The following is a 24097-nucleotide window of genomic DNA, read 5'->3' on the forward strand; positions in this document are numbered from 1 at the left end:
GCAGGCCTGGTAGGAAGTAGTATAGCGCGATCAAGCCGCCGGACATGTGACCGGCAACACGGATTGTCTTGCTTTACGGGATGAAGACCTATTGGTGGTTGGCCTGAAGGCCCGGGTCCGGTTCACAGACCGTTGGCGGGATCACTTCGCCAACGCCGCGGGTTGAAAAGCCCGCATACCGCCGATCCTCGTCGAACAGGACGGCAAAACGTGCTGAGTTACGAAGAAGCTGCCAGAAATACCGCATGTTGTCGGCGCAGGCAGGGCAGTCCGGGCGGATGTACCCGTCTCTGTCGGCAGTAAATTTGATCAAGCGGTGGTCAAGCTCGACCCGGATCAAGGTTCTCGGGACCGGAAGACGCCCCTTAATATCAATACTGATTAGTGGAAGCACGGCCTTCTTGCTATCAGGGCACCAAATTGAAAACCGCGAACCGAGCTTGTTCTTGGTCCAATAATGCTGATAGCCATTCACCTTTTCACTGTGCCAACTGCCCACGGTTTCCGAAACGCCCGGCGTGACGGAAAGACCGATAAACATTGCAATTAGAAACAGGCGAGTGAACATCCGGAGCCCCAATGTATGCACTGCTGAAAATACCGAGGGTTGTCTTAAATTTTAGCTAATTCCGCTGAGTAGAAACGCCTTGAAATGACACTTACCGCTCTTGTCTGAGATGCTGCTCATGACGCTTGCTTTTTTTGCCAGTCAGTCGGGCAGACATTTGCCGGTAAAATTTCTTTCGCACCTTTGAGCGAAAAGCCGGCGTAGCTGTCGTCCTTGAACTTCACCGCAATGGCCGTTGCGGCGCGAAGCCGGTGCCAGACATATTCGAACGTGTCGGCACAGGTTGCGCATCCTGTGTCGATATATCCTTGTTCGTTGACCGGAATTTCCATGATCTCGTTGTCGATGATCAGCTTCATGCGTGTGTTTGGAGTGGGTGTTTTGCCGTCAATGACGACATGCAACAAAGTGCCGTTGACTGGACGCTGGGGATGGCACCAAACGACAAAACTCGCGCCGATGTTGTTTGTGGTCCAATAGCGGGTGAAGCCATCGACTTCTCCAGCATGCCACTTTTCGATCGTTTTCGCCTGAACAGAACTCGTCAGGGCAAATCCGATGAGCAGTGATGTTATTAGTTTTTTCACCACGTCGTCTTCCTCCAAATACATGGTAGAATTTGCAATATATTTGTTAAGAAAAAGGAAAATCAGTGCCTTGCCGCAATAGACCGTGATCCAAACCTATCGATTGTTTTGCCTGAACGGCCATAAAAAGATGGTTCTCACATCGTCTGACCACCCTTTGGATAAGTTGCACTGGAGGGGGGGACCGGCCTACAACTCAGAAAACAGATCCAGCTGGGTGGAATTGCATGTTCTCGAAAATACTGATCGCCAACCGGGGTGAGATTGCGTGCCGCGTTATCAAGACGGCGCGGAAGATGGGAATCAAAACCGTTGCGGTCTATTCAGATGCCGATCGGAATGCTCTGCACGTTGAGATGGCCGACGAGGCCGTTCACATCGGTCCGGCGGCAGCTGCTGAATCCTACCTGATTGCTGACAAGATCATCGCAGCCTGTAAGGAGACTGGTGCTGAAGCTGTGCATCCCGGCTATGGCTTCTTGTCTGAGCGGGCAAGCTTTCCGGAGGCGCTCGCAAAGGAAGGTATCGTTTGGATCGGTCCGAACCCGCGCGCGATTGAAGCGATGGGCGACAAGATCGAATCCAAGAAGTTTGCCAACGAGGCGAAAGTCAGCACGGTTCCAGGATATCTCGGTGTCATTGAATCACCTGATCAAGCCGTCGAGATCGCAGAGGACATCGGCTACCCGGTGATGATCAAGGCTTCGGCCGGCGGTGGCGGGAAGGGGATGCGGATCGCCTGGAACGCCGAAGAAGTACGTGACGGCTACACCCGGTCCAAATCAGAAGCTGCATCTTCCTTTGGCGATGACCGCGTCTTCGTTGAAAAGTTCATCGAGAACCCGCGCCATATTGAAATTCAGGTGCTTGGCGACAAACACGGCAACGCGATTTATCTGGGCGAGCGAGAGTGTTCGATCCAGCGCCGGAACCAGAAGGTGATTGAAGAAGCGCCGTCGCCGCTGCTGGATGAAGACACACGCCGGCTCATGGGCGAACAAGCGGTCGCCTTGGCGAAAGCCGTTGACTACGACAGCGCGGGCACCGTTGAGTTTGTGGCTGGCCAGGACAAGAGCTTCTTCTTCCTTGAAATGAACACCCGACTTCAGGTGGAACACCCGGTTACCGAGTTGATCACCGGGGTCGATCTGGTCGAGCAGATGATCCGCGTAGCCTATGGCGAGAAACTTGAAATCGCACAGGACGACGTGAAGCTGAACGGCTGGTCCGTGGAAAGCCGGATCTATGCCGAGGATCCTTACCGGAACTTCCTGCCCTCAATTGGCCGGCTCGTGCGCTACGTCCCGCCGGAGGAACTGGAAAGCGATGGGCTGACCATCCGGAATGACACCGGTGTGGTCGAGGGGTCGGAGATCTCCATGTTCTACGACCCGATGATTTCCAAGCTGATCACCCATGCCCCGACCCGCGAAGAAGCGATTGACGCCATGAGCAAGGCGCTGGACGGGTACTACGTTGACGGCATTCAGCACAACGTGCCGTTCCTAACAGCGTTGATGAACCATCCGCGTTGGCGGTCCGGTGAACTGGCGACCAGTTTCATTGCAGATGAATACCCGGACGGCTTTTTCCCGGCTGAGCCGGATGACGAAGCGCGGGGCGTTTTGGCGGCCGTGTCGCTGTCCATGGCGGCGATTGAGCGCGAACGTCTCGACCATCTTCCTGGCCGTTTGCGGCCGCACTCCGGTGCGATCCGCGAAGACTGGGTGGTCAAGCTGGACAAGACCTACGTTCCCATTCGTCTTGCCGCCGGTTATCCGGGAACGCCGATTGAGCTTGATGTCGCGATTGGTGACGGGCCTGTCGTCAATGTGGAATCGGATTGGGCGCCGGGCGCTGCACTTTGGAGCGGCCGCGTCGGGGACAAGGACATCACTGTTCAGGTCCGTCCGGTTCGTGGTGGCTACCGCCTCGATTGGCAGGGCTATTCCGTAACAGCAAAGATCATGACGCCGCGTGTTGCCGAACTCGATGAGTTGATGCCGGAAAAACTTCCGCCGGACACATCCAAGATGCTGCTGTGCCCGATGCCGGGTCTGGTCGTGTCTATCGCCGTCAGTGAAGGTCAGGAAGTCAAAGCGGGCGAACAGCTGGCCATCGTTGAAGCCATGAAGATGGAGAACGTCCTTCGTGCCGAGCGGGACTGTGTCGTGACTGCCATCAAAGCAGAGCCGGGCGACAGCCTGGCGGTCGATGCCGTAATAATGGAGTTCTCCTGATACACGACGTGAATGTTGCTGAACACACAGAACCCGCCGCGAACACGGCGGGTTTTTTGTCCGTTATCCGGGCTTACGCGCTCAGTTCCGAAGTAGCCTGTTTCGATCCTGATTTCTCATGCAGAAATTGGATGAAATGATCAGAGGGCATGGGGGTGGCAAAATAATACCCCTGCAAAAGGCGGCAGCCTTGTGCTGCAAGGATGTTGGCGTGTTCGAGGGTTTCGACACCCTCGGCAACCACTTCGACACCGAGAGCTGTGGCCATATCGACAACGCTTTTTACAAGTTTGCGGGAGCCTTCAGACACAATAATGGGAGCGATGAGGTTCCTGTCGATTTTCAGGCGTTTCGGTTCCATCTCAAGAAGACTTAGGATGGAGGCACGTCCGGACCCGAAGTCATCAATCTCTACTTCGAAACCTTGTTCAGCGAGTGCTTCAAGGTTGTATCGGGACATGTCATCAAGTGTGTCAAAGGTGACAGCTTCACTGATTTCGAAGATTAGTGACGCCGGATCCACATTTATGTTGCGAACCATGTGCAAGAACAGCGGTGATTTCAGCCGGTCTGCAGATATGTTGACGGATATTCGCGGTGCGACCAGACCGCTGGCTTCAATCTTGTGACGGATCTTTATGGCTTCTTCCAGCATGGCTTGGTCGATCTGGCTGATGAGGCCAAGGGTCTCAGCTGTGTCCAGAAATTCTGCCGGTGCAAGAAGACCTCTTGTTGGATGGCGCCATCTGACGAGCGCCTCGGCGCCAACGACGTCAAATGTTTGCGCATCAACAAGTGGTTGAAAAAAAGCTTCGAACTCTTTTTGCTCACATGCTCTGATCAGGTCATCGCCCAGGATCGTCTGCTCTTCGAATTTTTGCCGCATGGTCGGATGATAGACCTCGCATCTGTTCCGGCCATTGGATTTTGCCGTGAACATCGCAATGTCTGCGCTGGTCATCAGACGTTCGGAATTCAAATAGTTCTGAGGCGTAAAATCGTCGTTTATTGCGATGCCAATCGAAGCCGTTACGGAATGCTCAACTCCTTGATACTGGAACGACCGATCAAGCAATGAGACAAGGTATTGTCCCAGATCCGTGACATCCGATCGTCTCTTGTATGGCTTAAGAAGTAAAAACTCATCGCTGCTTACTCTTGCAAGCAGGTCTTGGTCGTCAAGCCGATCTTCAATGAGGTTTGCAACCTGCTTGAGAACGCCATCACCGACCACTGGACCATAACGATCGTTGATCTGCTTAAAGCGGTCCAGATCGATATGGAACAGTGCGTAGCAGGCCTTTTTTCTAAGGCCAAAGCTGAGTGTCTGTTTGATGTCTATGAAAAATTGAAACCTGTTTGCCAGACCGGTCAATGGATCGACCGACGCAAGATGGCGCGTTGTTTCTTGGGCATTCACACGCAAAGCCATTTCGCGCTTTAAGTCAACGAGCCGGCGGACCACGATGATCAGCAATATTGCAGGCAACGCCATAAACGCTGCAAACACGTCATCCAACTCGTAGTCTTCATGAGCGCGTGAGAATTCATAAAGCCATTCAAACAAATCGATCGATGAAAACAGAGTTGCAAGGGCGACAAACGCCAGAAGTGACGCGCTTGTTTCCCATATAAATCTTGTTCTCATCGACGGTTTTTCGCTCATGACGATGTTCTGCCACTCGCCCCTTATTGTGAATATTGACAGTGAGAATTCTAAAGGTTTCAAAATTGTTTATTCTCGCAAAATTCATGTATAAATTCCATAATTTTTTTGTTTTGAGGGGCTAATAAGGGTTATTTCTATTAATAAATGCATTGTTTTCTATTTATTTCTGAATTTCTATTTACGATGAATTAATTTATTGGCGAGTGATGTTCTAAATATTTTCTGGTTTCACGCGTCGCCACTTTCATTGCCATGATTTCTAGAATTCGTTTCACAAAGCCTACTTCAGCTGTAAGAACAACTTGAGATAGGGCTTGAGGTGGTGGTTGATGGAAACGCCTCAGATTTTGTTTTCAGTAATACTGAATTTTCCGGCCCGCAGCCGTTGCGCCGATCGGTTGAGGCGGGTAAATACGGATTTCAGGAACAGTTCTCGGGGCGGGGTGAAAGTCCCCTCCGGCGGTATCAGGGAAACCTGGAGCCCGCGAGCGCCTTGGTAGTCCATGTTTGCCAAGGGTCAGCAGATCCGGTGAGACGCCGGAGCCGACGGTTATAGTCCGGATGATAGAGAGCTTAGCTGGGCCGCTTCTCTCAAGCGGTGCAGCTTTTTGGTTTTTTTTGAGACTGTTCTGGATGAAAACTGGAACGGACTTGAAGACGATGGACACCAAATCCTCCTCACTTCAGGCGCAGCCAGTGCTGGCAGCGCTTGCCATGGTCGGCGCAGGCGCCTCATTTGCGCTCGTAAATGGCGCCCTGCAGGCATCGACGATGCGGCTCGGTGTGCCGTCAACGTCGGCAGCTTTCTGGCAATATGCGCTTGGACTCGGCTTTGCGCTTCCCTGGGTGCTCCGGCGCGGACGAACCGCCTTGAAAACACAACAGCTCGGATTGCACCTCCTGCGAGCTTTCCTGGCCGTCATTGGCATTCAGCTGTGGGTTGCCGGCCTGGCGCGCGTGGAAATCTGGCAGGCGATCGCCCTTGTGATGACGTCGCCGTTTTTCGTCATTCTTGGCGCCCGGATCTTTCTCGGGGAACAGGTTGGCTGGATGCGATGGCTCGCGACCATTGCCGGCTTTTCAGGTGGGATGGTGATCCTCGAGCCCTGGTCACAGGCGTTCAACTGGGGCGCTTTGCTCCCTGTCGCTGCTGCTGCGTTTTGGGCAGGAACGTCGCTTGTGACAAAAAAGCTGACACAGCGAGAGGCCGCGGATTCCATTACGCTTTATCTGTTGCTCCTTTTGACGCCCGTGAATGCGGTGCTTGCCTTCGCCGATGGAGGCCTTGTCGTCAGTGGCGCGGCGCTCGTCCTGCTCGTTGGGGCCGGCCTCTTGACCGTTCTTGCGAACTATCTTTTGACGCTGGCCTATCAAAAGGCGGACGCGACCTTTGTTCAGCCGTTCGACCATCTGAAGCTGCCGCTCAACATTGCCGTTGGCTTCATTGCTTTCGGCTTTGCGCCAACCGGTGCGTTTTGGCCGGGTGCTCTCGTCATTGTGGGGGCATCGCTCCTGGTGATGCTCGATGAGCAGAGGCGGGGAAATGCCGCGCCAAAGACCACGTGAGCCTCTCAGAGACAGTCCATATCAGTCGATCGGCTTGAAGATCGTATCGATGGCTTCGAACATGATGTTGTAGTTTCTGATCTCGTTGCCCGAGAAATCGCCATGCGGAACCGCCTTCTTCGCTTCATTGATGAGGTCGGTTTTGACCTGATCCAGATCCAGTCCAATCGCTTCTGCATGCGTACTGAGTTCCACATGCAGCCTCTTTGCAATTCCAGCATAAGCAACAATGGCTGTGATCGCTTCTGAAGGATCTTTGGGCACGCGGATGTTGAGTGTTTTCTGTGTGGTCACGCCTATGAGATCCTCTTTCATTTATTACGGGCTTGGCTGGATGTAGGTCGTTGGCTGTCCAGCATAAAGGCAAATGTTCTTCTGAAGGCAGAGTGGCTCGGAAATTCTGCGCTGTTTTTGCTGCATAAAGCCCCATTGCAGGTATGAAACGATCCGCAATACTCTAGGCTCTGAGCCAAGGTAACGCTTTTGGAATAAGGAAGTGCCGATGACCCAGGATCCTTTGACCGTCCATCTCCTGATCGAGGGCAGGGTGCAAGGTGTCGGATACCGGGCCTGGTGCGCCGAGGAGGCGGTAGCGCGGAACCTTTCCGGTTGGGCGCGGAACCTCAAGACCGGCGCCGTTGAGGCGGTTATATCCGGTCCCTCCGATACGGTGGTTGACATGATGGACGCCCTTTGGCGCGGTCCTGCGCTTGCCCGGGTCACGTCTGTATCCGATCTCGAACCGGTTGAGCCTGCTACCGGACGTTTCACTGTCCGCGAAACAGTTTAGCATGTGGAAGAAGTGTCCAATCTCTTTCCGTATGTATCAATTTCAAATTAATGCATTGAACTGTCATTGAATTATCGCAATCATCTGATCTCACATATGAAACAATCATGACGGTGGAACAGGTCCATCGGAACGAATGCAGGAGTGGTCAGGTGAAGATTGCAATTCTTGGTGGCGATGGGTTTGTTGGCTGGCCGACGTCCCTGCATTTGTCCGACAAGGGCCACGAAGTCCACATCATCGACAACCTGAGCCGCCGTTGGATCGATGCTGAACTCGGTGTTCAATCACTGACGCCGATGGATTCCATTCAGGAGCGGACCCGGATCTGGAAACAGGAAACCGGCAACACGATCCGGTTCCATCTGATTGACATTGCCGAGAACTATGAGGTGTTCAAGGCATGGCTCGCCGAAGAGCGCCCTGATGCGATTATTCATTTTGCCGAACAGCGCGCCGCGCCCTATTCAATGAAATCCGACCAACACAAGAATTACACGGTCAACAACAACGTCAATGCGACGCACCACTTGCTGAATGCCATGGTGGAACTCGATCTGGACGCCCACCTCATTCACCTCGGCACCATGGGCGTTTACGGGTATTCCAATGTTGGCGCGGCGATTCCGGAGGGATACCTGAGCGTTGACGTAGAGACCTTGTCTGGCGCAACCGCCAGCCAGGAAATTCTGTATCCGGCCAATCCCGGTTCGATCTATCACATGACCAAGTGTCTCGATCAGCTCCTGTTCCAGTTCTACGCCAAGAACGATGGCTTGAGGATCACGGACCTGCATCAGGGCATTGTCTGGGGAACGCACACAGAGCAGACCCGCAAGCACAAGCAGCTGATCAACCGCTTCGACTATGACGGCGACTATGGCACCGTGCTCAACCGGTTCCTGATCCAGGCGGCGATCGACTATCCGCTAACGGTTCATGGCACCGGTGGTCAGACCCGGGCCTTCATTCACATCCAGGATTCGGTGCGCTGCATCGAGCTTGCCCTGGACAACCCGCCGGACCGCGGCGACCGGGTGATGGTGTTCAACCAGATGACCGAAACCCACCGCGTGCGCGATCTGGCCGAGCTCATTTCCAAGTTGACCGGCGCAAAGATCGCCTATCTTCCAAACCCGCGCAAGGAAGCGCCGGAAAACGATCTGGTGGTTAAAAACGACCAATTTCTGGAACTGGGCCTCAACCCGATCAAGCTGGAGGATGGGTTGCTGAGCGAAGTCGTCGATGTGGCGAAGGCCTACGCCTACCGGATCGACCGCAGCCGGGTTCCGGCCGTCTCTGCCTGGACGAAGGAGATTGCGGTGGACATCGAACGCGATCCGGAGCATCCGCGTCTAAAATCTGTTTCTTGAAGGCCCAATGGCAAGCGATCATCCGGTCTTTGAGAACGCGGCATATAGTCGACACGCCTATGTGACGCTGGTGACCAATGCTGATTATGTGCTCGGTGCAACCGCGCTCCTGCGCTCCTTGCGGCTCAGTGGAACGCAGGCAGACCTCGTGGTGCTCTATACGCCGGGTGTCGACCCGGGCGATTTGGAAGCGCTCCGCGAGTTCTCCCCGAGGCTTGGCCGCTGTGACCGCCTGCCAACTTCAGACGCGTTTAATGAGCGGCACGAGCGGGGACGACTGCACAGGGCGGCGCCGTTCACTAAGGGCGGCAAGCCGGTGTTTCATACCCCGCTCGACAACTTCGTCAAAATGCGCCTGTGGCAACTGGAAGACTATGACAGCGTGGTTTTCATTGATGCCGATGCCCTCGTCCTGCAGAATTGCGACAAGTTGTTTGGGTATCCGGAGTTTTGTGCCGCCCCGAATGTCTATGAGGCGCTGGGCGACTTTCACCGGATGAACAGCGGCGTTTTCACCGCCCGTCCGAATGCGTCAACCTATGCGGATATGCTCCAGAAGCTGGATGCCCCGGAGGCGTTTTGGCGCCGCACGGACCAGACCTTTCTGGAAAGCTATTTTCCCGACTGGCATGGCCTTCCGGTGTTCTGCAACATGCTGCAGTACGTCTGGTTCAATCTGCCTGACCTCTGGGATTGGAACCAGATCCACATTCTGCACTACCAGTATGAAAAGCCGTGGCAAACGGACCACGCGCGGTCAGATCTCTTGCGCCCTCTGATTGATCTGTGGCAGGCCTTTTATGAGGGGCGAAATGTTGGTGAAACACTCGCCAATCTGCCGTCACCGCCCGCACAGAACTAGAAAAGTCGATCAATGCATATTCTTATCACCGGAGCGACGGGGCAACTCGGCCGGTTTATTGCCAACCGTTTGCGCCAGGATGGCCACCAGCTCACGTGCCTCGGACGCACGCCGTCCGACAATCCGGCAGACAGATATGTCAAATGGGATCTCGATGATCGGGCGTTTGAACTCCCCGCAGCCGATGCGCTGATCCACTGTGCCCTGTCCCATGTGCCGGGAAAGTACCGCGATGGGGAGGGGGATGACCCCCATGGGTTCATTGACCGGAACGTCGAAGGAACGCAGGCGTTGTTCCAGGCGGCAAAGTCTGCTGGTGTCGCTCAGTGTGTGTTCCTGTCCAGCCGCGCGGTTTATGCCGGTGCCGGCGAATGGGGCGTTCTGACGGAAGAGGCGCCTGTCGACCCGGACAGCTTTTACGGCAAGGTCAAATATGCCGGTGAACTGGCTCTTGAGGTGCTGAGCGATGCCAGCTTCAAAGGCACTGTCATCAGGGCCACCGGCGTTTATGGGTGCCCTCCGGGCCTGGAAACCCACAAATGGTCAAAAGTGCTGGACGATTTCGCCAAAGGCGATGCCGTGATTCCCCGGGTTGGCACGGAAGTTCATGGCGAAGATCTGGCAGATGCGGTTGCACTTCTACTGGAAAAGCGCGGCGACAGCGAGCCCGTCTTTGATGTGTTCAATGCGTCCGACATGCTGCTCGATCTTCAGGACCTTTTGAAGATCTACAAGGAAACATTCAGCCTTGAGTGGCACTTGCCGATCCGCGCTCCGGGACCAGTGGGCGTGATGGATGTCGCAAAACTGGTCAGGCTCGGCTGGTCTCCCGGCGGCAAGGCTAAACTGGAAAGGTTCATCCGGTCATTGCCTGCGCCTGCCCAAACCGAAACACCAGCGGGTTAAAACAGAAATCCTTTTGGCCTACTCCGCAGGCGGGGTTTCGGCTCCTGCCGCGGTGCCGCGTTTGCCGAGTTCCGTGTTCAGCCGCCGCTCGATCGCGGAACGTGGTTCGGTGAAGCGCGCGAGCAAGCTGTAGAGCACAGGCGTCAGGAACAGCGTCAGGATACCGGACAGGAGCAACCCGCCGACAATCACGGTTCCAATTGCAATGCGGCTCTCGGCACCTGCACCGCTCGCCAGCACCAACGGCATTGCCCCCAATACGGTGGAGACGACCGTCATGACGATTGGCCGGAGGCGCAGGACCGTTGAATCGATGACCGCTTGCGTAACGTCCTTGCCTTCATCCCTGAGCTGATTTGCGAATTCGACGATGAGAATGCCGTTTTTCGCCATCAATCCGACAAGCAATATGATGCCGATCTGACTGTAGATGTTGAGCGACAGGCCGGCCGCTGCCAACGAAAAGACGGCACCCGCAACGCCGAGCGGCACGGTCAGCATGATCACGAACGGGTGGACAAAGCTCTCGAACTGGGCGGCGAGGACCAGAAACACGATCAGGAGCGCCAGCGCAAAGGTGAACCCAGCACCGCTTGATGTTTCGCGGAACTGTTGCGACTGACCGGCAAGGCTGATCCGGGCCTCCGCGGGAAGGATCTCGGATGCTGCACCCTCCATGTATTCGATGGCATCGCCAAGCGAATACCCTTCCGCAATGGAGCCTTCGATCGTGATGGACGGCAAACGGTCGTAGCGGCGCAGTTCCGCAGCCGCAGCGTTGACATCAAGCGACACAAGGGCGCTGAGCGGAACGAGTGTGTCGCCGTCATCAGCGCGCAGGAAGATGAACTCGATATCCGTTGGAGAGGCCCGGTCATTGGCCGCAGCCTGGACGAGGACCGGATACTCTCGGCCGCGTTCCAGATAGGTGGTCACTTCGCGGGAGGCCAGTAGCGTTTGCAGTGTCGTTGCAATCGTCTCTACGGAAATACCAAGGTCATCAGCGCGTTCACGATCAACAGAAATGTCGAGCTGTGGCTGGTTTTCCTCGTAGTCCATTTCCAGATTGCGCAGGTTCGGGTTTTCCTGACCGCGTTCCAACAGCTGCGCAGCCCACACCTTCACGCTTTCAAAGTCAGGACCGCTGACAACGATGCGCAGCGGCGTGCGGCTGCCACGCAAGCCAAGGCCAGCCGGTGTGATGGGGAAGCCCCGAGCTGCAGTAATCTGGCCCATGCTCGGGATCATGGCCCGAACGACGTCGCGGTGGGATTTTTCCCGGTCTTCCCAGTCTGCGAGGCGCAGGACGACAAAGGCCCGGTTCTGGCGGCCCCAGGTGCCCGTATAGGTGAAGACCGTTTCGATATTGCCGGAAGCAACGAGTGGTTCTGCAATGCCTTCGACTTGGCGGGAGGCCTGATCGGTGAACCCCACCGTGCTGCCTTGCGGGGCAGACAGGGGCACAAAAACAATTCCACGATCCTCGCTCGGGGTCAGTTCGCGCGGCAGCTGTTCATAGACGACAAAGCCGAGTGCGGCGATGCTGCCTGCAAGCGCCAGGATGACAAGCGGCATGCGGACCGCAAGCGTGACCACTTTCCGAAACCACCGAAGCACCAAAGGCTCGGCAGGCGTACCTTCATTGGATCCGGCTTGAGGTGTTTTGGATCTGGTCAGAATACGGGATGCCAGTGCGGGGCAAGCGGTCAGCGCAACAAAGGTCGAGATAACCACCGCGCTCGCCATCACGAACCCGAACTCGACAAAGAGCCGCCCGACCTGGCCTTGCAGGAAGGAGAGGGGCACGAACACGGCAATCAATGTCATTGATGTTGCAAGGACGGCAAAAGTGACCTGGCGGGTACCCAGGAAGCTCGCCATCAACGGGCTCTCTCCGAGATCGATGCGCCGCTGGATATTCTCCAGAACGACAATCGCGTCATCAACCACCAGGCCGATGGCTAGGAGGAGGGCGAGAAGGGTCAGAACGTTGACCGAGAACCCGAGTGCGGAGATCGCCGCAAAGGTTCCGATCAAAGCGATCGGGATCGTGATTGCCGGTATCAAGGTTGCGCGCAGGGATCGCAGGAACAACAGGATGACCAGGACAACAAGCCCGAGTGACACGCCCAGAGCAATCACCACTTCCCGGATTGAAGCTCCCACGAAAATGGCATCGTCCGAGCCGACTTCGATCTGCATGTCGGCTGGCAGGTTTGGCTGAAGTGCATCGATTTCTTCACGGACGGCTTCTGAAATGGCAAGCGTGTTTGATTGGCTTTGCCGGATGACCGCCAATCCAACGGCAGTCTTGCCGTTGTTCCGGACAATCGTGTCATCCTGCGCGACGCCGGCCACAACTGTTGCAATATCGCGCAAGCGGATCGGATAACCTCCGACCCGCTCAATCACGACATTTGAAAATGCATCAACGGTCGGCAGCCGGCTGTTGAGGCGCACCGACAATTGGCGTGCATCCGACTCCAGTTCGCCGGCCGGCAATTCTAGGTTGGCGCGCTGAAGAGCGCGTTCAATGTCGACAACCGTGAGATTTCGGGCGGCCATGGCGCGGCGATCCAGCCAGACCCGCACAGCTTTTGGCCTGCCGCCATAGGTGTCAATCGATGCGACACCCGGAACTGTCGCCAGCCTGTCGATCACATAACGGTCGACATAATCGGTGATCTCAGCCGCACTCAATCGGTCAGAGGTGACCGCGAGGCGCATGACAGGGTCAGAATCCGCGTCGTTCTTGACCACTTGTGGTTCGTCCGCATCGGCCGGAAGATCTGCCCGGACACGGGACACAGCATCGCGCACATCGTTTGCCGCCGCATCAATGTCGTTGCCGACTTCAAACTCCACGACAACACGGCTGCGGCCCCGTCGGCTGCTTGAGCTGATTGTCTTGACCCCGGCCACACCAGCAACAGATCCTTCGATGATCTCCGTAAGGTCCGTGTCGATGACTTCCGGAGCCGCACCGCGATAAGTTGTCGTGACGGTGACGACCGCCGTATCGATGTCCGGAAGTTCGCGGACCGGGATGGAGGTCAGGACACCAATCCCGAACACGATGATCAGAAGACTGGCAACGGCGGCCAAAACCGGGCGGCGGATGGCAAGATCGGACAACATAGGCCGTCAGCTCCGTTGACGCGGTTGCGCCTTCGCAGCCGTTTCCGGTGTTCCGGAGGCATCATCCTGGGCTTCGGGCTGGCCTTCGATCACCTCGATCTTGCTACCATCGCGCAGCGATTGGATCCCGCGGTAAATAACGCTTTCGCCGGTTTCCACACCCTCTGAGATTTGAACCAAGCCGCTGCGGCGCAGACCAGTGGTCACATTACGCCGCTCAGCCGTGTCTCCATCTGCGACAAACAGGAAGATGGTCCCGCCTTCGACCTGGAGCGCCTCTTCCGGAACAACAATCGCCTGTCGGATACTCAATTCAATCTCGAGCCGCATGAACATCCCGACCGGCAAGACCCGATCCGGGTTGGGCAGGCGGGCCCGGACACGGAAGGACCGGGAGGCTTGATCGACACGGCTGTCGATTGCAGCAACATTTCCGGTAAACGAGCGGCCAGGAAATGCTGCGCTGGTGGCGGTGACCGGCTGGCCTTGCACAATCTGCCCGTAGACCGTTTCCGGCAAGCGGAATTCGATTTCCACCTCGGCCAGATCATCCAGATGGGTGAGAACCGTGGAGGTTTCCACCCGGGCTCCAAGATCAATCGAACTTATGCCCAAAACACCAGTGAACGGGGCGCGGATTGTCCGGTCCGCCAAGCGGCGTTGTGCCCGGTCGAGTTCGGCATTGGCGATGGCAAGTTCGGAGCGCAATTGTTCCAGGTTTGCTTGGCTGATGGTGTTGGTCTGGCGCAGCGCTTCTGCGCGTTCCATGGCGAGGCGGCGTTCGTTCACGCGTGCCTTGGCTTCTGCGAGCGTTGCCCGTTCAATCTCATCATCCAGCCGCGCAAGAACGGTGCCCGCAGTTACTTCTTGGCCGGACTTGATGTCGATCTCTACAATGCGTCCCTCTGCCAGAGGCACGATATCGACAGCCCGCAAGGCGCGTGTCGTACCGACCGCTTCGGCAAAGACAGGGAGTTCTGTTTCCTTGGCAGGAACCGCCTCAACCTTAACCAGCCGGGCACCCCGTTGGCTGCGTTCACCAGAGCCCTCGGCCGCGATCGTCATGTGGGTTTCGTAGTACCAGTAACCGCCGCCGGCGAGCCCAGCCAGCACACACAGCACCAACAGTTGCTTGAAAAATCCCATTATCCAATGCCTTCGTCGGAATGGTCCAGCGTGACACCGGGTCAGCATTGGTCCTTGCAGCTTATAGATATATTGCCGGTGGCAATCAGATCAAGTCAGCCGGGGCGGTCAAGCAAGACGGGATAAGAGATGACGCAGCGGATCTCGCCAATCTCCGCACGGCTGTGGTGAGCCGTGCGGAAGTTGTTTGTGCACGAGCCGATTAGGCCGCGCGGATGCCGTCGAAGAACTGGTCGACTTTCGAGCTCAGGGTCTTCGATTGCGCCATCAAGGCTTCGGCAGTGGACAAGACATCGGTCGCATTGCGTCCGGTCGATTGCGCGCCGCTGGAGACCTGCGACATGGTCTCTGAAATTGCATCCGTGCCGGATGACACTTCGTTGACGTTCCGCGAGATCTCCGTTGTTGCCATGCTTTGCTGCTCGACGGAGACAGAGATGTCTTGGGAGATCTCGGTCATTTCACCGATGACGCTGGCAATGTCCTTGATCGCCGTTGCTGTCTGATCGGACACAGACTGCATGGCCTGGATCTGTGTGGCGATTTCCTCGGTCGCCTGGGCGGTCTGGTTCGCAAGCGATTTCACTTCGGACGCAACGACAGCGAAGCCCTTGCCGGCTTCTCCGGCGCGGGCAGCTTCAATCGTCGCGTTCAAGGCCAGGAGGTTGGTCTGTGCCGCAATGTCGTTGATCAGGCTGACAATCTGGCTGATCCGATCGGTTGTCGCGACAAGGCTCTGAACCGTCTCATCCGTATTGGCCGCAGCTGTCGAGGCCTTGCCGGCAATGCTTGCCTGGTCTTCAACCCGGCGGGCAATTTCTGCAATCGACGAGGTTAACTCTTCGGAAGCAGCTGCAACCGAGCGGACGTTCGCGGCGGTGTCGCCCGTAGTCTTGGCGGCTGAGGCTGCATCGTTGGAGCTCTTCTCTGAGGTTTCCGCCAGTTCACGGGCCGTGCCTTCCAGCTCGCCCGTTGCATGGGCAACGGTTTCCAATACACCGCGGATTTCGTGGTTGAAGTCGTTCAGGAGGCGATCGACCGTTTCTGCGCGGTTTTGCTTGGCCAGCTGCTCGGATGCCTGTTCCGCTTCCAGTTGCCGCTGGGCCTTGCCATTTGTCTTGAAGACCTCCACCGCATTGGCGATCGACCCGATTTCGTCCTTGCGTTCTACGCCTGGAACCGGGCAATCAAGATCGCCGCCGGCAATCTCGCTCATGGCCCGTGTGACCGATGCCAAAGGCCGCGCGAGCAACGTCTGAAAGAGTGAGCCAAGGATCACCAGCATCAGGACCGTTGCGATTGCTGTGGCGATGAATGCCGAATTGCGAAGGCTCGCCAAGCTGGCATAGGCCGCATCCCGGTCAAGGGACAAACCAATCTGCCAATCAACCGGCAGGCCTTCGATTGGAACAAACTGGATGATGCGATCGCCGAACTGCGTCGACGCATACTGTGTATCGCTGGAGACAGAGACAGGGTCGTTCGGAAACAAGTCTGAGAGTGGTTTGGATACCAGCTCATTCTCAGGATGTATAAGGATTGTCCCTTGCGAGTCGGTCACAAACACGTAGCCGTTTCCGCCAAGATCGGACTCTGAGAGCATTTTTGCGATCTCGGTAATATCGAAGTCACCGCCGACCACTCCAGACAAGGTGCCTCCCGATTTCACAGGCGTTGCCGCTGTCACGATTAGGCGATCGCTGGATGCGTCCTGATAGGGCGCGGTGATCGTCGGGCCGTTTTCCGCAACAGCGTCCTTGTACCAAGGGCGAACGCGCGGGTCATAGCCCTCCGGCAAGTTGGTTTCCGGCCAAATCGTGAATGTGCCATCTTCCTGTGCGCCAAAATAGGTGCCATCGAAGTTGGACGTCAGGGTCGGCAAATCAAAGAAATCAGCGCCGAGGCTTTCTTGCCGGGCAACGCCTTCCGCTGTGGAGGTAATCAGCATCAAACGGGCCTGGAACCAGTTTCGAACCGAGTTGGCTTCCGCAAAGCCGACCCCGGTCATGTAGTCCCGGATCTCCTCCGACTTCGCAGAGCGTTGCAAGGTGTCGTTGAAAAGGCCGAAGCCTGCAAAGATGGCGATGATCACTGCGGCAGCCGCCAGCAGGATCTTGGTGATGATGCTCTTGGCAGCATGTTTTGTGGACGCTTGTGTCACAACCGATGTCCCAGATGTGTTGAATTGGTCGGACACTGCCTGTTTTCGATAAATAAAGACTAAATTTCGATGTGTGTGACGCGTAATAGCGTCATTCATCTGAGGTAATTCAAAGTATTATTGTTATTAATGACAATGTATTTGTGGTGATTTTGTTTTCAGTTTCACTTCATTTGGTGTTTGAGCAGCCTCCAGCAAACTCACTGGGCACTTAAGCAGAGGTCGTTGGCCCAAAAATTTTCTCAAACTCGGCCCTGAGCACGCTGTCGTTCTCCGCCATTGTCACCGGGATGCCCAGATCCACCAGGCTCGTGACCCCATGTTCGCTGACGCCGCAGGGCACAATCCCGGAGAAATGGTCCAGCTCTGGTTCCACGTTGAAGCTGATGCCGTGAAATGTCACCCATTTGCGCATGCGAATTCCGATCGCAGCAATCTTGTCTTCAACGTTTGTGCCGCGATCCGGCCGGCGCACCCAGACGCCGACCCGGTCTTCCCGGCGTTCGCCGCGAATGTGATAGTGCCAGAGCGTGTTGATGAGCCAGGCTTCTAGCGCCGACACAAACCCGCGCACATCCTGTTTGCGGCGTTTGAGGTCCAGCATGACGTAGGCGACACGCTGGCCCGGGCCGTGATAGGTGTGCTGGCCACCGCGGCCCGTGCGGTAGACCGGAAAGCGGTCCGGTGCGATCAGGTCCTGGTCGTCGGCTCTGGGACCAGCTGTATAGATTGGAGGATGCTCCAAGAGCCAGACCTGCTCATTTGCCTCGCCTGCGATGATTCGCTGAACCCGTTCGTCCATTTCCCTCGAAGCCGCTTCATAGTCGACCAGGTCATCAGAGATGCGCCATTCGACGGGTGCCGAGCCGGTTTCCGGCAGAAAACTGAACTTCAGGGCGTCGCGGAGGTCAGGTGACATGTGGATGACACTTCTTTGTTTTTTGAGCAGGCTGCCGATCCCGTGGTAGGATCAGCGCTGGCGGATGTTCGCCCTATTTAAGGACTAAGGCGTGTTATGGCCACCTTTGATGAAATCAATGTCGATATCTCGGTCGTGCTCGGCGAAAACCATATGCCCGTGCACCAGCTGCTGCGCATGGGCCGCGGAGCGGTAATCGATCTTGATGTGGATGAAGATGACGACGTCAAGATCTACGCCAACAACACGCTCGTGGCAAAAGGGCAGGTGGTGCTGCTCGGTGAACGCATCGGCATTTCGATCACGGAAGTCCTGATGCGGCCGCCGGAAACCCGCCCGATGCGCACAGAAGGACCGCTTTAATCCGGCGAATTTAAAAAAGTTAGGCGCCTGTGAATTATTGCAAGTTCGGCTCTTGCGCCTCTCAGAACCTTTTGCTACATGGAGCGCCTCGACGCGATCAGCGCCGAGAAAACAGACTAAGCGGTCGTGGCGGAATTGGTAGACGCGCAGCGTTGAGGTCGCTGTGGGCTAACCCCCGTGGAAGTTCGAGTCTTCTCGACCGCACCATCAATCACACTACCAAGTGATTGAGTTCATAAAGAAGCCGGCCCATGGGTCGGCTTTTTTGTTTTTGGTATTCACCCCGTTTTTCGCGTCGACTGCAGGCCTCGGAAGTCTGAAGTTCGCGCACCCTTCGGGACCGCGTTTCTGATGTGGTCGGACCTTCAGTTCAAAAAATGACCCACCAACTGGCGTTGGCGGGTCAGCAGGAGGAGAACGCAATTTGCTGCAGGGGGAGCGCAGCACGCCTTGCGTTGAGACAAGATCCAAGGTCTGGACCTGGGTTTGTTACGCACTCATTTTCGATATGGATTTTTAGATACTGGAATTTTTGCTGCGATTTTCGGTTTTTTCAGAGCTGGACAGGTTTTCTTATGTCCTCAGATCCAACCGGTTACCCATCGCCTGACAAGCTGAGAGCTGGGTCAAGAGATCACAAGGGCCAGCGGATCAGAACAGTTTTTTTGCAGCCAAGCGGTTCGCCTGACAGCCGGCTCGCGATGAAATCGGCCACGTCCGCGCGCGCAATGATGCCATTGCGCCATTTCTTCGGGTCTTCCAGAACCTTGTACCGCCCGGATTTGGGTTGATTTGTCAAAACGCCCGGCCGGACAATCAGATAATCAAGTCCGCTTTCCGAGATCATCGCTTCCTGGGTGGTTTTATCCGCATATGCGCGTCCGAGAAGCGCCTTGAACGGGAGGCGTTGCAGCGGATTGATGGCTGAGCGGCTATCACCGGCCCCAAATCCCGTCACGGCGATGAGACGGTTGATGTTGGCATTCTCCATCGCCGGAAGCAGCACCTGGGTGGCCTTCGAAAACAAGGTTACGGGGCCTGTGATCATGTCCAGGGAAGCCGGAACGCCTAAAGCCAGGACCACTGTGTCGATACCGCCGAGTGCTCGATCGATGTCGCCGCGATCCAGCGCATTGCCTTGGAATGCTTCAATTGCGCTGGTTTTGCCCATCGGAGTTGTTCCACTGCGAGACATTGCGCGCACGGCGTGACCTTTCTCCGCAGCTGCTAGACAGACTGCTTTGCCAATGCCCCGGCTGGCGCCGATCACCAATATGTTCGCCATCAGACCTCCAAAACCTGTTCGTTGAGCGTTTTTGGAACGCTCATGCCTGCGGATGAAGATCGGCCAGGAAGGCCTACCGGCAAGCGTGGCCAAACACCGCAGGAACGGTTTTTGTAACGAGAGGCGTGCCGATCAAAGATTGGTTGGAGCATCGCTGATCAGGGCAGTTGCTCTGCCCTTCGCCCAGCGATCTTCAGGCCGAAGGCGCATTTCCGGATGAAAAACCGATGCGTCCGATCATTGGCAGTTTCAGAGAAAAATCATTGAGATCAATGCCGTAGGTGAGGCCCAGAATATTGAACTCCAATCCTTCCTCCCAGGCAACCAGAACCCCAAAGAGCCCCATCAAGGACAGTTGGTAGCCAGTGCCGCTCGGCGCTGGGGCCCATAAACCTGAGGCCAGGTAGTCCTTGCCAACAGCGGTTGGGGGCAGGTCCAGCCGCAATTCAGGGAGCACTCTGCCAAGATGGGCGACAAATGTATTCGAGTTGGGGCCGGGCCAGACTGTGTAGATGCTGTTGAATTCGTAAGCGTCAATAGCAGTTTGCAGGCGCACGATCGCCTCGTTTGCCGGTTCGCCGCGCAGTTCTGCCAGAAGCTCTGGTTCGGAGCCGAACCAGCGGCTGTCCGGTGCACGCCGGGAGGCCCGGACGGCGTTGCCGCCGTAGCGGACCCGCCACCCCGTGACTTCATAAGTGGTAAAATGATCGGCATTAGCCGGTTTCACGGATATCCAGCTGTGGACACCAAAATAGCCGCGCCAGCTGAACGCCCGCGCCGCATAAACCTGAACGATCGCCTGCTGTTCCGTCCGCGGATCTGGCGCAATGCCAATGGGCTCCCGGTTGGCGGTGCTCCAGTGGGTGTCCGGTGACCGGACGCCCGACAGATAGGCGGTCAGTCCCAGCGCCAAATTGAACAGGATAAAACAGGCACTCCAGATCAAGAGCCGACGCATGGTGTTCCTTTCGTCATGGACGTTCTTGATTGGAGGCAATTTTGGTTTTCTTTTGACAAAGACACCGGCAGCGCACTCCGCCTACAAAGACCGGGCACAGCGAAAGCCGATATAGACCACCGCTGTGCCTGCCGGTTTTGTTGCGACGTGATTACGATGCATTTGGCGCGGCCCATACCACCAAGAGCCGCCGCGCGTGGTTTTTTGACCGCCCGCGCCATTTTCGGTCCACTCCCAGACGTTTGCGCCCATATCGTAGAGACCGTTAACACCGGGCTGTGTCGTTCCGGCTGGAGCATGGCCGGTGCCACGGCGCAATACAGCACTGACGTCAATAGCTGGTGAGGCGCCGCAACCCTCAAGACAGTTGGCGCCTTCCGGGCTCTTTCCGGTCGGGTAGGGGTATGTCACACCCGGTTCGAAGGGCGCGGGCGGTGAGATCCGGCGCTCCGTGTAGGCTGCTTCGACCCACTCCGCATCAGTCGGAAGACGTTTTCCGCGCCAGGCGCAATAAGCTGATGCCTCCTCGAAGGTCACGTGCACGGCGGGCTCCGTATCCAATGCAGGAAGGCCGAAGGGCGTTCGCCATGTCCAGCCAGGTTTTTGAACCCAGCCGGATTCATACACTTCCCCGCCGCCCGCGATTTCCGCCGACGTCGTTGTGTTTGTGGCATCAATGAACTCGCGGAAGGCGCCGATTGTGACCTCGGTCCTATCTATTTCAAAGCTGCCGATACTGACCATCTCTTCAGCCTTCGCGTTACCAGCGAAAGCGAGCATAAGAAACAGACACGTCAAACTTCGCATGAGCACTTTCTTTGTCGTCTCTGGTTTGCCCTTAGAGGTGGCCGGGCAATTAATTTCGACGGGCTTCCCGCCGAAGCCACGTGCAGCACCGCTTTTGGAATGTTTACTCGGATCGAGCCGTCGTCCGGGACTGCGCGGTTTGTTGGCCGCGCAGGAGTAAAATGACGCCCTCAGAGCTGTTCGTTCAAGAAGTTTGAGAAGGCATCCCAGCTCGCGGTATCAGCCCGTTCCTGGTAACGGTTCGAGCCGAAGACTGTGAAGGCATGGGGCGCGCCAGAGTATACTTCTATGGCGTATGGCGTGCCGGAGGTTTCCAGCTCTTTGGCGAGCGTTGCAACATCATCCAGCGTGATTGATGTGTCGGCGCCACCGTGCAAAACCAACAGCGGTGGTTCATCGCCGGTCCAGGATTGACCTTCGGGTGTGGACAGTCCGCCATGGAAGCTGGCATAGCCGGTCGCCATGCCGGACATGTCGCTGCGGGCCATTTCAAGGGCGACCGCACCGCCAAAGCAGTACCCCATAACCACCATTTGCGTGTCACCTGCCAGTTGTTTCGCCTGATCAACACCTGCTTGGATCAGGGACCTCATGCGATCGCGATCCTGATAGAGGGCACCAGTTGCAGCCCGGCGATGGTCAACTGTTTCGGTTGGTGTGTCATTGCCGAACATATCAAGGGCGAAGGCATTGTACCCCATGTCCGCAAGCATATCCGCCCGTTTGCGTTCGTAATCGGTCATGCCGTCCCAGTCATGAACGATCAGAACAAGGCCTTTCGGGTCCTCAGCCTTGGCAAAGTATCCGGTGAAGGCTTCTCCGGAGACGTCATAGGCAACGTCTTCGGCTAGGGCTGGACCGGTCAGCATCATTGTAGCCAGAAGCGGTATCGTGAAACGCATATCAAATCCCACCTTATTTCGAGTCGTTAACTTGCTCCGCGGCCTCCGCCGCTGACCAAACGTCAGATAGAACAGGTGGGCTCCATGACAATCTCGTGTGGGTTTGCGCTCGTGTGACTTCGCGTGAGGTATGCCGAAACACGTGGAGCCCTTTGAATACGGCGCCACAGCGCTATATCCCAACTGCGTCAATTCATTCTTGAACCACAGCCCCAGACAGAAAGCTCAAACGGCAGTGTTGGGTGCCTTTTCCTACGAAGTCTTATGGACGAAAAGCTCTCATTGAACTATCGAACCGCGCTTCCGGACGCCTTGCGCGTGCTTTTGGAAGACTATCCACGCACCGGATGGACGCAAGATTCTGGCTACAACGGTCTGATTCAGTTCTGGCTCGAACGGCACATGATGTTTCGCGATCTTCTCGCGCGCCTGAATTCCCAGTGCGAGCATCGGCTTGATAAAGCGATAGCGCCAGAGGTCTTTGCATCAAACCTTGCCCAATACGGATCCCTGCTGGTTTCTGAATTGCATGGGCACCACACGATCGAAGATCACCACTATTTTCCCGTGCTTGTGTCTAAAGACAATCGGCTTGCTCAAGGGTTTGAGTTGCTGGACTCCGATCACCATCTGCTGGACGCCTATCTGCAAGGGTTTGTTGATCAGGCCAACGCCGTCTTGTCTCAGACGAATGAAAAAACAAACGCTGTCTCTGCTTTCCATGAAACAGTTGAGCGTCTTTCCGGAAAACTTGATCGCCATCTGATAGATGAAGAAGAGCTCGTTGTACCGGTCCTGCTGAAGTACGGTGCGCATGGTTTGTGAGTTGCCAGCAGCTGTTCGTACGCACCGTCATTTGTAATGCGCGCGCCGGTCGGAGAACTTGCGGACCCGCTTGCGCCAGGCCCGGTAGCTTGAGGGTTTCAAGCGATCCCGCATCAGCGCTTTGACCTGCGATTCAAGAAGCCCGTATTCCAATTCAATCTCGGCAAAACTGATGTGATCGGAAAGGGCCATCTCGATCACCTCACTTGCATGCTCCTCAGACAGCTGAGAGGGATCCGTCAGCTTTTTGCGTCGGGTCGAAGACTTGGTTTTCAGTGGCAGCATGTCTTGTTCAGCGTTACTCGACCTCAATTTGAACCTCGTTATATCTCTTGGACGGGAGCACAGACGGTGCATCATAAAATGCGAAGGAGACCGGGCCGGTTGTTGTAAAACCGTGCTCTGTCAGACTGGCAAGCAAATGCATCGCCTCATCCGCGAAATTCTCATCCGACCAGCGGCCGGAGAAACTGCGAACCGCTACCTTTCGTTCGCCAAGCGTCGTTGCTTCAATGCGTGTATTGATCGGCTCTGCTGCGGAAGCTGCGTCGACACCGTCAGGCAGAAAGAAAAACATCTCCCAGTCGCCATCCACCAGATCGCTTGTCGCGCCTGATCGCGGAGATACTTTGTTTGAATCACACGCCCGCTGCAAAACCGGCGCGGTCATGTCGTAGTGATGTCGATCTTCGTTGTTTCCGGTGATGTAGCTGTAAAGGGCGTTGAAGCCGCTTCGGGTTGCCGCGCTCCGGCCGTTGCTTTCGACAATCCGGACCGCAGCTGCTGGTGGGTAGTGCCGGATCTCGAACTGCCTGTGTTCCTGCAATAGCTCAAAAGAGGGCTGCTGAAGTGTTGCCCGATCGTGATTTGCCCGTACCATCAAGGTCTCCATGAAAGGTGCTGTAGAGCCAAATGGTGCATCGGCGAACGAATGCCAGTCCCGTCTGTTCGCCAGGATGCGGCATCTCTGACAAACCCCCTCTAGAACTGGGGGTCGGCAAACGGGCCAGCAATTTGTATTGGGATCGATCA

At 56.2% G+C, this 24097-nt stretch carries 22 protein-coding genes, 1 tRNA gene and 1 riboswitch; of the genes, 9 read left to right on the forward strand and 14 right to left on the reverse strand.

Features of this window, described 5'->3' with window-relative positions; genetic code table 11:
- Positions 1-88: 88 nt before the first annotated feature.
- Positions 89-568, reverse strand: coding sequence for a hypothetical protein (locus AC0J4F_RS14760; protein ID WP_209173824.1), 480 nt, complete (start codon positions 566-568; stop codon positions 89-91).
- Between the two features lie 116 nt (positions 569-684).
- Positions 685-1158, reverse strand: coding sequence for a hypothetical protein (locus AC0J4F_RS14765; protein WP_420337251.1), 474 nt, complete (start codon positions 1156-1158; stop codon positions 685-687).
- A gap of 224 nt (positions 1159-1382) precedes the next feature.
- Between AC0J4F_RS14765 and AC0J4F_RS14770 the strand changes: the two genes are divergently transcribed.
- Positions 1383-3395 carry an acetyl-CoA carboxylase biotin carboxylase subunit gene (locus tag AC0J4F_RS14770; protein ID WP_473023852.1) on the forward strand — a complete coding sequence of 671 codons (2013 nt, stop codon included), beginning with the start codon at positions 1383-1385 and terminating at the stop codon, positions 3393-3395.
- Between the two features lie 73 nt (positions 3396-3468).
- On the opposite strand, the gene AC0J4F_RS14775 is transcribed toward AC0J4F_RS14770, so the two are convergent.
- A complete protein-coding gene (locus AC0J4F_RS14775; RefSeq protein WP_473023853.1) occupies positions 3469-5061 on the reverse strand; it encodes a putative bifunctional diguanylate cyclase/phosphodiesterase in 1593 nt (530 codons plus the stop codon).
- 428 nt (positions 5062-5489) lie between these two features.
- Positions 5490-5641, forward strand: a riboswitch (FMN riboswitch).
- Between the two features lie 56 nt (positions 5642-5697).
- Here AC0J4F_RS14775 and AC0J4F_RS14780 point away from each other — a divergent pair.
- A complete protein-coding gene (locus AC0J4F_RS14780) occupies positions 5698-6630 on the forward strand; it encodes a DMT family transporter (RefSeq protein ID WP_473023854.1) in 933 nt (310 codons plus the stop codon).
- Positions 6631-6651: 21 nt separating this feature from the next.
- Here AC0J4F_RS14780 and AC0J4F_RS14785 read toward each other — a convergent pair whose 3' ends face one another.
- Positions 6652-6924, reverse strand: coding sequence for a hypothetical protein (locus tag AC0J4F_RS14785; RefSeq protein ID WP_473023855.1), 273 nt, complete (start codon positions 6922-6924; stop codon positions 6652-6654).
- 208 nt (positions 6925-7132) lie between these two features.
- Between AC0J4F_RS14785 and AC0J4F_RS14790 the strand changes: the two genes are divergently transcribed.
- From AC0J4F_RS14790 to AC0J4F_RS14805, 4 genes are all read left to right on the forward strand, one after another.
- The gene (locus tag AC0J4F_RS14790) at positions 7133-7420 is read left to right on the forward strand and encodes an acylphosphatase (protein WP_473023856.1); all 288 of its coding nucleotides are present in this window, start codon (positions 7133-7135) and stop codon (positions 7418-7420) included.
- 152 nt (positions 7421-7572) lie between these two features.
- Positions 7573-8793, forward strand: coding sequence for an NAD-dependent epimerase/dehydratase family protein (locus AC0J4F_RS14795; RefSeq protein WP_473023857.1), 1221 nt, complete (start codon positions 7573-7575; stop codon positions 8791-8793).
- A 7-nt stretch (positions 8794-8800) separates the two neighbouring features.
- Entirely contained in the window at positions 8801-9655 is an 855-nt protein-coding gene (locus tag AC0J4F_RS14800) for a glycosyltransferase (RefSeq protein WP_473023858.1), read from the forward strand.
- A gap of 12 nt (positions 9656-9667) precedes the next feature.
- Positions 9668-10561 carry an NAD-dependent epimerase/dehydratase family protein gene (locus AC0J4F_RS14805; protein WP_473023859.1) on the forward strand — a complete coding sequence of 298 codons (894 nt, stop codon included), beginning with the start codon at positions 9668-9670 and terminating at the stop codon, positions 10559-10561.
- 18 nt (positions 10562-10579) lie between these two features.
- Here the strand turns inward: AC0J4F_RS14805 and AC0J4F_RS14810 are convergent, their stop codons facing one another.
- From AC0J4F_RS14810 to lipB, 4 genes are all read right to left on the reverse strand, one after another.
- Complete coding sequence (locus AC0J4F_RS14810; RefSeq protein ID WP_473023860.1) at positions 10580-13699, reverse strand: efflux RND transporter permease subunit; 3120 nt, start codon at positions 13697-13699, stop codon at positions 10580-10582.
- Between the two features lie 6 nt (positions 13700-13705).
- On the reverse strand, positions 13706-14845 hold the full coding sequence (locus tag AC0J4F_RS14815; protein WP_473023861.1) for an efflux RND transporter periplasmic adaptor subunit: 1140 nt from the start codon (positions 14843-14845) through the stop codon (positions 13706-13708).
- A 202-nt stretch (positions 14846-15047) separates the two neighbouring features.
- Positions 15048-17006, reverse strand: a complete 1959-nt coding sequence (locus AC0J4F_RS14820; protein WP_473023862.1) for a methyl-accepting chemotaxis protein — start codon at positions 17004-17006, stop codon at positions 15048-15050.
- A gap of 211 nt (positions 17007-17217) precedes the next feature.
- Positions 17218-17925: a lipoyl(octanoyl) transferase LipB gene (gene lipB / locus AC0J4F_RS14825; protein ID WP_473023863.1), complete on the reverse strand. Its 708-nt coding sequence runs from the start codon at positions 17923-17925 to the stop codon at positions 17218-17220.
- Between the two features lie 96 nt (positions 17926-18021).
- Here lipB and AC0J4F_RS14830 point away from each other — a divergent pair, with 96 nt between their 5' ends.
- Positions 18022-18288: a FliM/FliN family flagellar motor switch protein gene (locus AC0J4F_RS14830; protein ID WP_008192565.1), complete on the forward strand. Its 267-nt coding sequence runs from the start codon at positions 18022-18024 to the stop codon at positions 18286-18288.
- A 120-nt stretch (positions 18289-18408) separates the two neighbouring features.
- A tRNA-Leu gene (locus AC0J4F_RS14835) sits at positions 18409-18495 on the forward strand.
- A gap of 427 nt (positions 18496-18922) precedes the next feature.
- Here the strand turns inward: AC0J4F_RS14835 and AC0J4F_RS14840 are convergent.
- The 4 genes from AC0J4F_RS14840 to AC0J4F_RS14855 form a co-directional block, all read right to left on the reverse strand.
- Positions 18923-19573: an NAD(P)-dependent oxidoreductase gene (locus tag AC0J4F_RS14840; RefSeq protein WP_473023864.1), complete on the reverse strand. Its 651-nt coding sequence runs from the start codon at positions 19571-19573 to the stop codon at positions 18923-18925.
- Positions 19574-19766: 193 nt separating this feature from the next.
- Positions 19767-20531, reverse strand: a complete 765-nt coding sequence (locus AC0J4F_RS14845; RefSeq protein WP_209002164.1) for a DUF3750 domain-containing protein — start codon at positions 20529-20531, stop codon at positions 19767-19769.
- An 81-nt stretch (positions 20532-20612) separates the two neighbouring features.
- A complete protein-coding gene (locus AC0J4F_RS14850) occupies positions 20613-21338 on the reverse strand; it encodes a formylglycine-generating enzyme family protein (RefSeq protein ID WP_473023865.1) in 726 nt (241 codons plus the stop codon).
- A 170-nt stretch (positions 21339-21508) separates the two neighbouring features.
- Positions 21509-22240 (reverse strand): dienelactone hydrolase family protein, encoded by a 732-nt coding sequence (locus AC0J4F_RS14855; protein WP_473023866.1) that lies wholly within the window; start codon positions 22238-22240, stop codon positions 21509-21511.
- A gap of 264 nt (positions 22241-22504) precedes the next feature.
- On the opposite strand from AC0J4F_RS14855, the gene AC0J4F_RS14860 reads away from it, so the two are divergent.
- On the forward strand, positions 22505-23065 hold the full coding sequence (locus AC0J4F_RS14860) for a hemerythrin domain-containing protein (protein WP_473023867.1): 561 nt from the start codon (positions 22505-22507) through the stop codon (positions 23063-23065).
- Between the two features lie 27 nt (positions 23066-23092).
- On the opposite strand, the gene AC0J4F_RS14865 is transcribed toward AC0J4F_RS14860, so the two are convergent.
- Entirely contained in the window at positions 23093-23350 is a 258-nt protein-coding gene (locus tag AC0J4F_RS14865) for a TIGR03643 family protein (protein ID WP_473023868.1), read from the reverse strand.
- A 13-nt stretch (positions 23351-23363) separates the two neighbouring features.
- Positions 23364-23945, reverse strand: a complete 582-nt coding sequence (locus AC0J4F_RS14870; protein ID WP_473023869.1) for an SOUL family heme-binding protein — start codon at positions 23943-23945, stop codon at positions 23364-23366.
- Between the last annotated feature and the right edge of the window lie 152 nt (positions 23946-24097).

The organism is Roseibium sp. R5 (genome assembly GCF_055755305.1).

Excerpts from the sequence above, each read along its gene's own strand:
- AC0J4F_RS14760 (WP_209173824.1), bottom strand. The coding sequence starts at position 568 with ATGTTCACTCGCCTGTTTCTAATTGCAATGTTTATCGGTCTTTCCGTC.
- AC0J4F_RS14770 (WP_473023852.1), top strand. The coding sequence starts at position 1,383 with ATGTTCTCGAAAATACTGATCGCCAACCGGGGTGAGATTGCGTGCCGC.
- AC0J4F_RS14775 (WP_473023853.1), bottom strand. The coding sequence starts at position 5,061 with ATGAGCGAAAAACCGTCGATGAGAACAAGATTTATATGGGAAACAAGC.
- AC0J4F_RS14780 (WP_473023854.1), top strand. The coding sequence starts at position 5,698 with ATGAAAACTGGAACGGACTTGAAGACGATGGACACCAAATCCTCCTCA.
- AC0J4F_RS14790 (WP_473023856.1), top strand. The coding sequence starts at position 7,133 with ATGACCCAGGATCCTTTGACCGTCCATCTCCTGATCGAGGGCAGGGTG.
- AC0J4F_RS14800 (WP_473023858.1), top strand. The coding sequence starts at position 8,801 with ATGGCAAGCGATCATCCGGTCTTTGAGAACGCGGCATATAGTCGACAC.
- AC0J4F_RS14805 (WP_473023859.1), top strand. The coding sequence starts at position 9,668 with ATGCATATTCTTATCACCGGAGCGACGGGGCAACTCGGCCGGTTTATT.
- AC0J4F_RS14810 (WP_473023860.1), bottom strand. The coding sequence starts at position 13,699 with ATGTTGTCCGATCTTGCCATCCGCCGCCCGGTTTTGGCCGCCGTTGCC.
- AC0J4F_RS14815 (WP_473023861.1), bottom strand. The coding sequence starts at position 14,845 with ATGGGATTTTTCAAGCAACTGTTGGTGCTGTGTGTGCTGGCTGGGCTC.
- lipB (WP_473023863.1), bottom strand. The coding sequence starts at position 17,925 with ATGTCACCTGACCTCCGCGACGCCCTGAAGTTCAGTTTTCTGCCGGAA.
- AC0J4F_RS14830 (WP_008192565.1), top strand. The coding sequence starts at position 18,022 with ATGGCCACCTTTGATGAAATCAATGTCGATATCTCGGTCGTGCTCGGC.
- AC0J4F_RS14840 (WP_473023864.1), bottom strand. The coding sequence starts at position 19,573 with ATGGCGAACATATTGGTGATCGGCGCCAGCCGGGGCATTGGCAAAGCA.
- AC0J4F_RS14845 (WP_209002164.1), bottom strand. The coding sequence starts at position 20,531 with ATGCGTCGGCTCTTGATCTGGAGTGCCTGTTTTATCCTGTTCAATTTG.
- AC0J4F_RS14850 (WP_473023865.1), bottom strand. The coding sequence starts at position 21,338 with ATGCGAAGTTTGACGTGTCTGTTTCTTATGCTCGCTTTCGCTGGTAAC.
- AC0J4F_RS14855 (WP_473023866.1), bottom strand. The coding sequence starts at position 22,240 with ATGCGTTTCACGATACCGCTTCTGGCTACAATGATGCTGACCGGTCCA.
- AC0J4F_RS14860 (WP_473023867.1), top strand. The coding sequence starts at position 22,505 with ATGGACGAAAAGCTCTCATTGAACTATCGAACCGCGCTTCCGGACGCC.
- AC0J4F_RS14865 (WP_473023868.1), bottom strand. The coding sequence starts at position 23,350 with ATGCTGCCACTGAAAACCAAGTCTTCGACCCGACGCAAAAAGCTGACG.
- AC0J4F_RS14870 (WP_473023869.1), bottom strand. The coding sequence starts at position 23,945 with ATGGTACGGGCAAATCACGATCGGGCAACACTTCAGCAGCCCTCTTTT.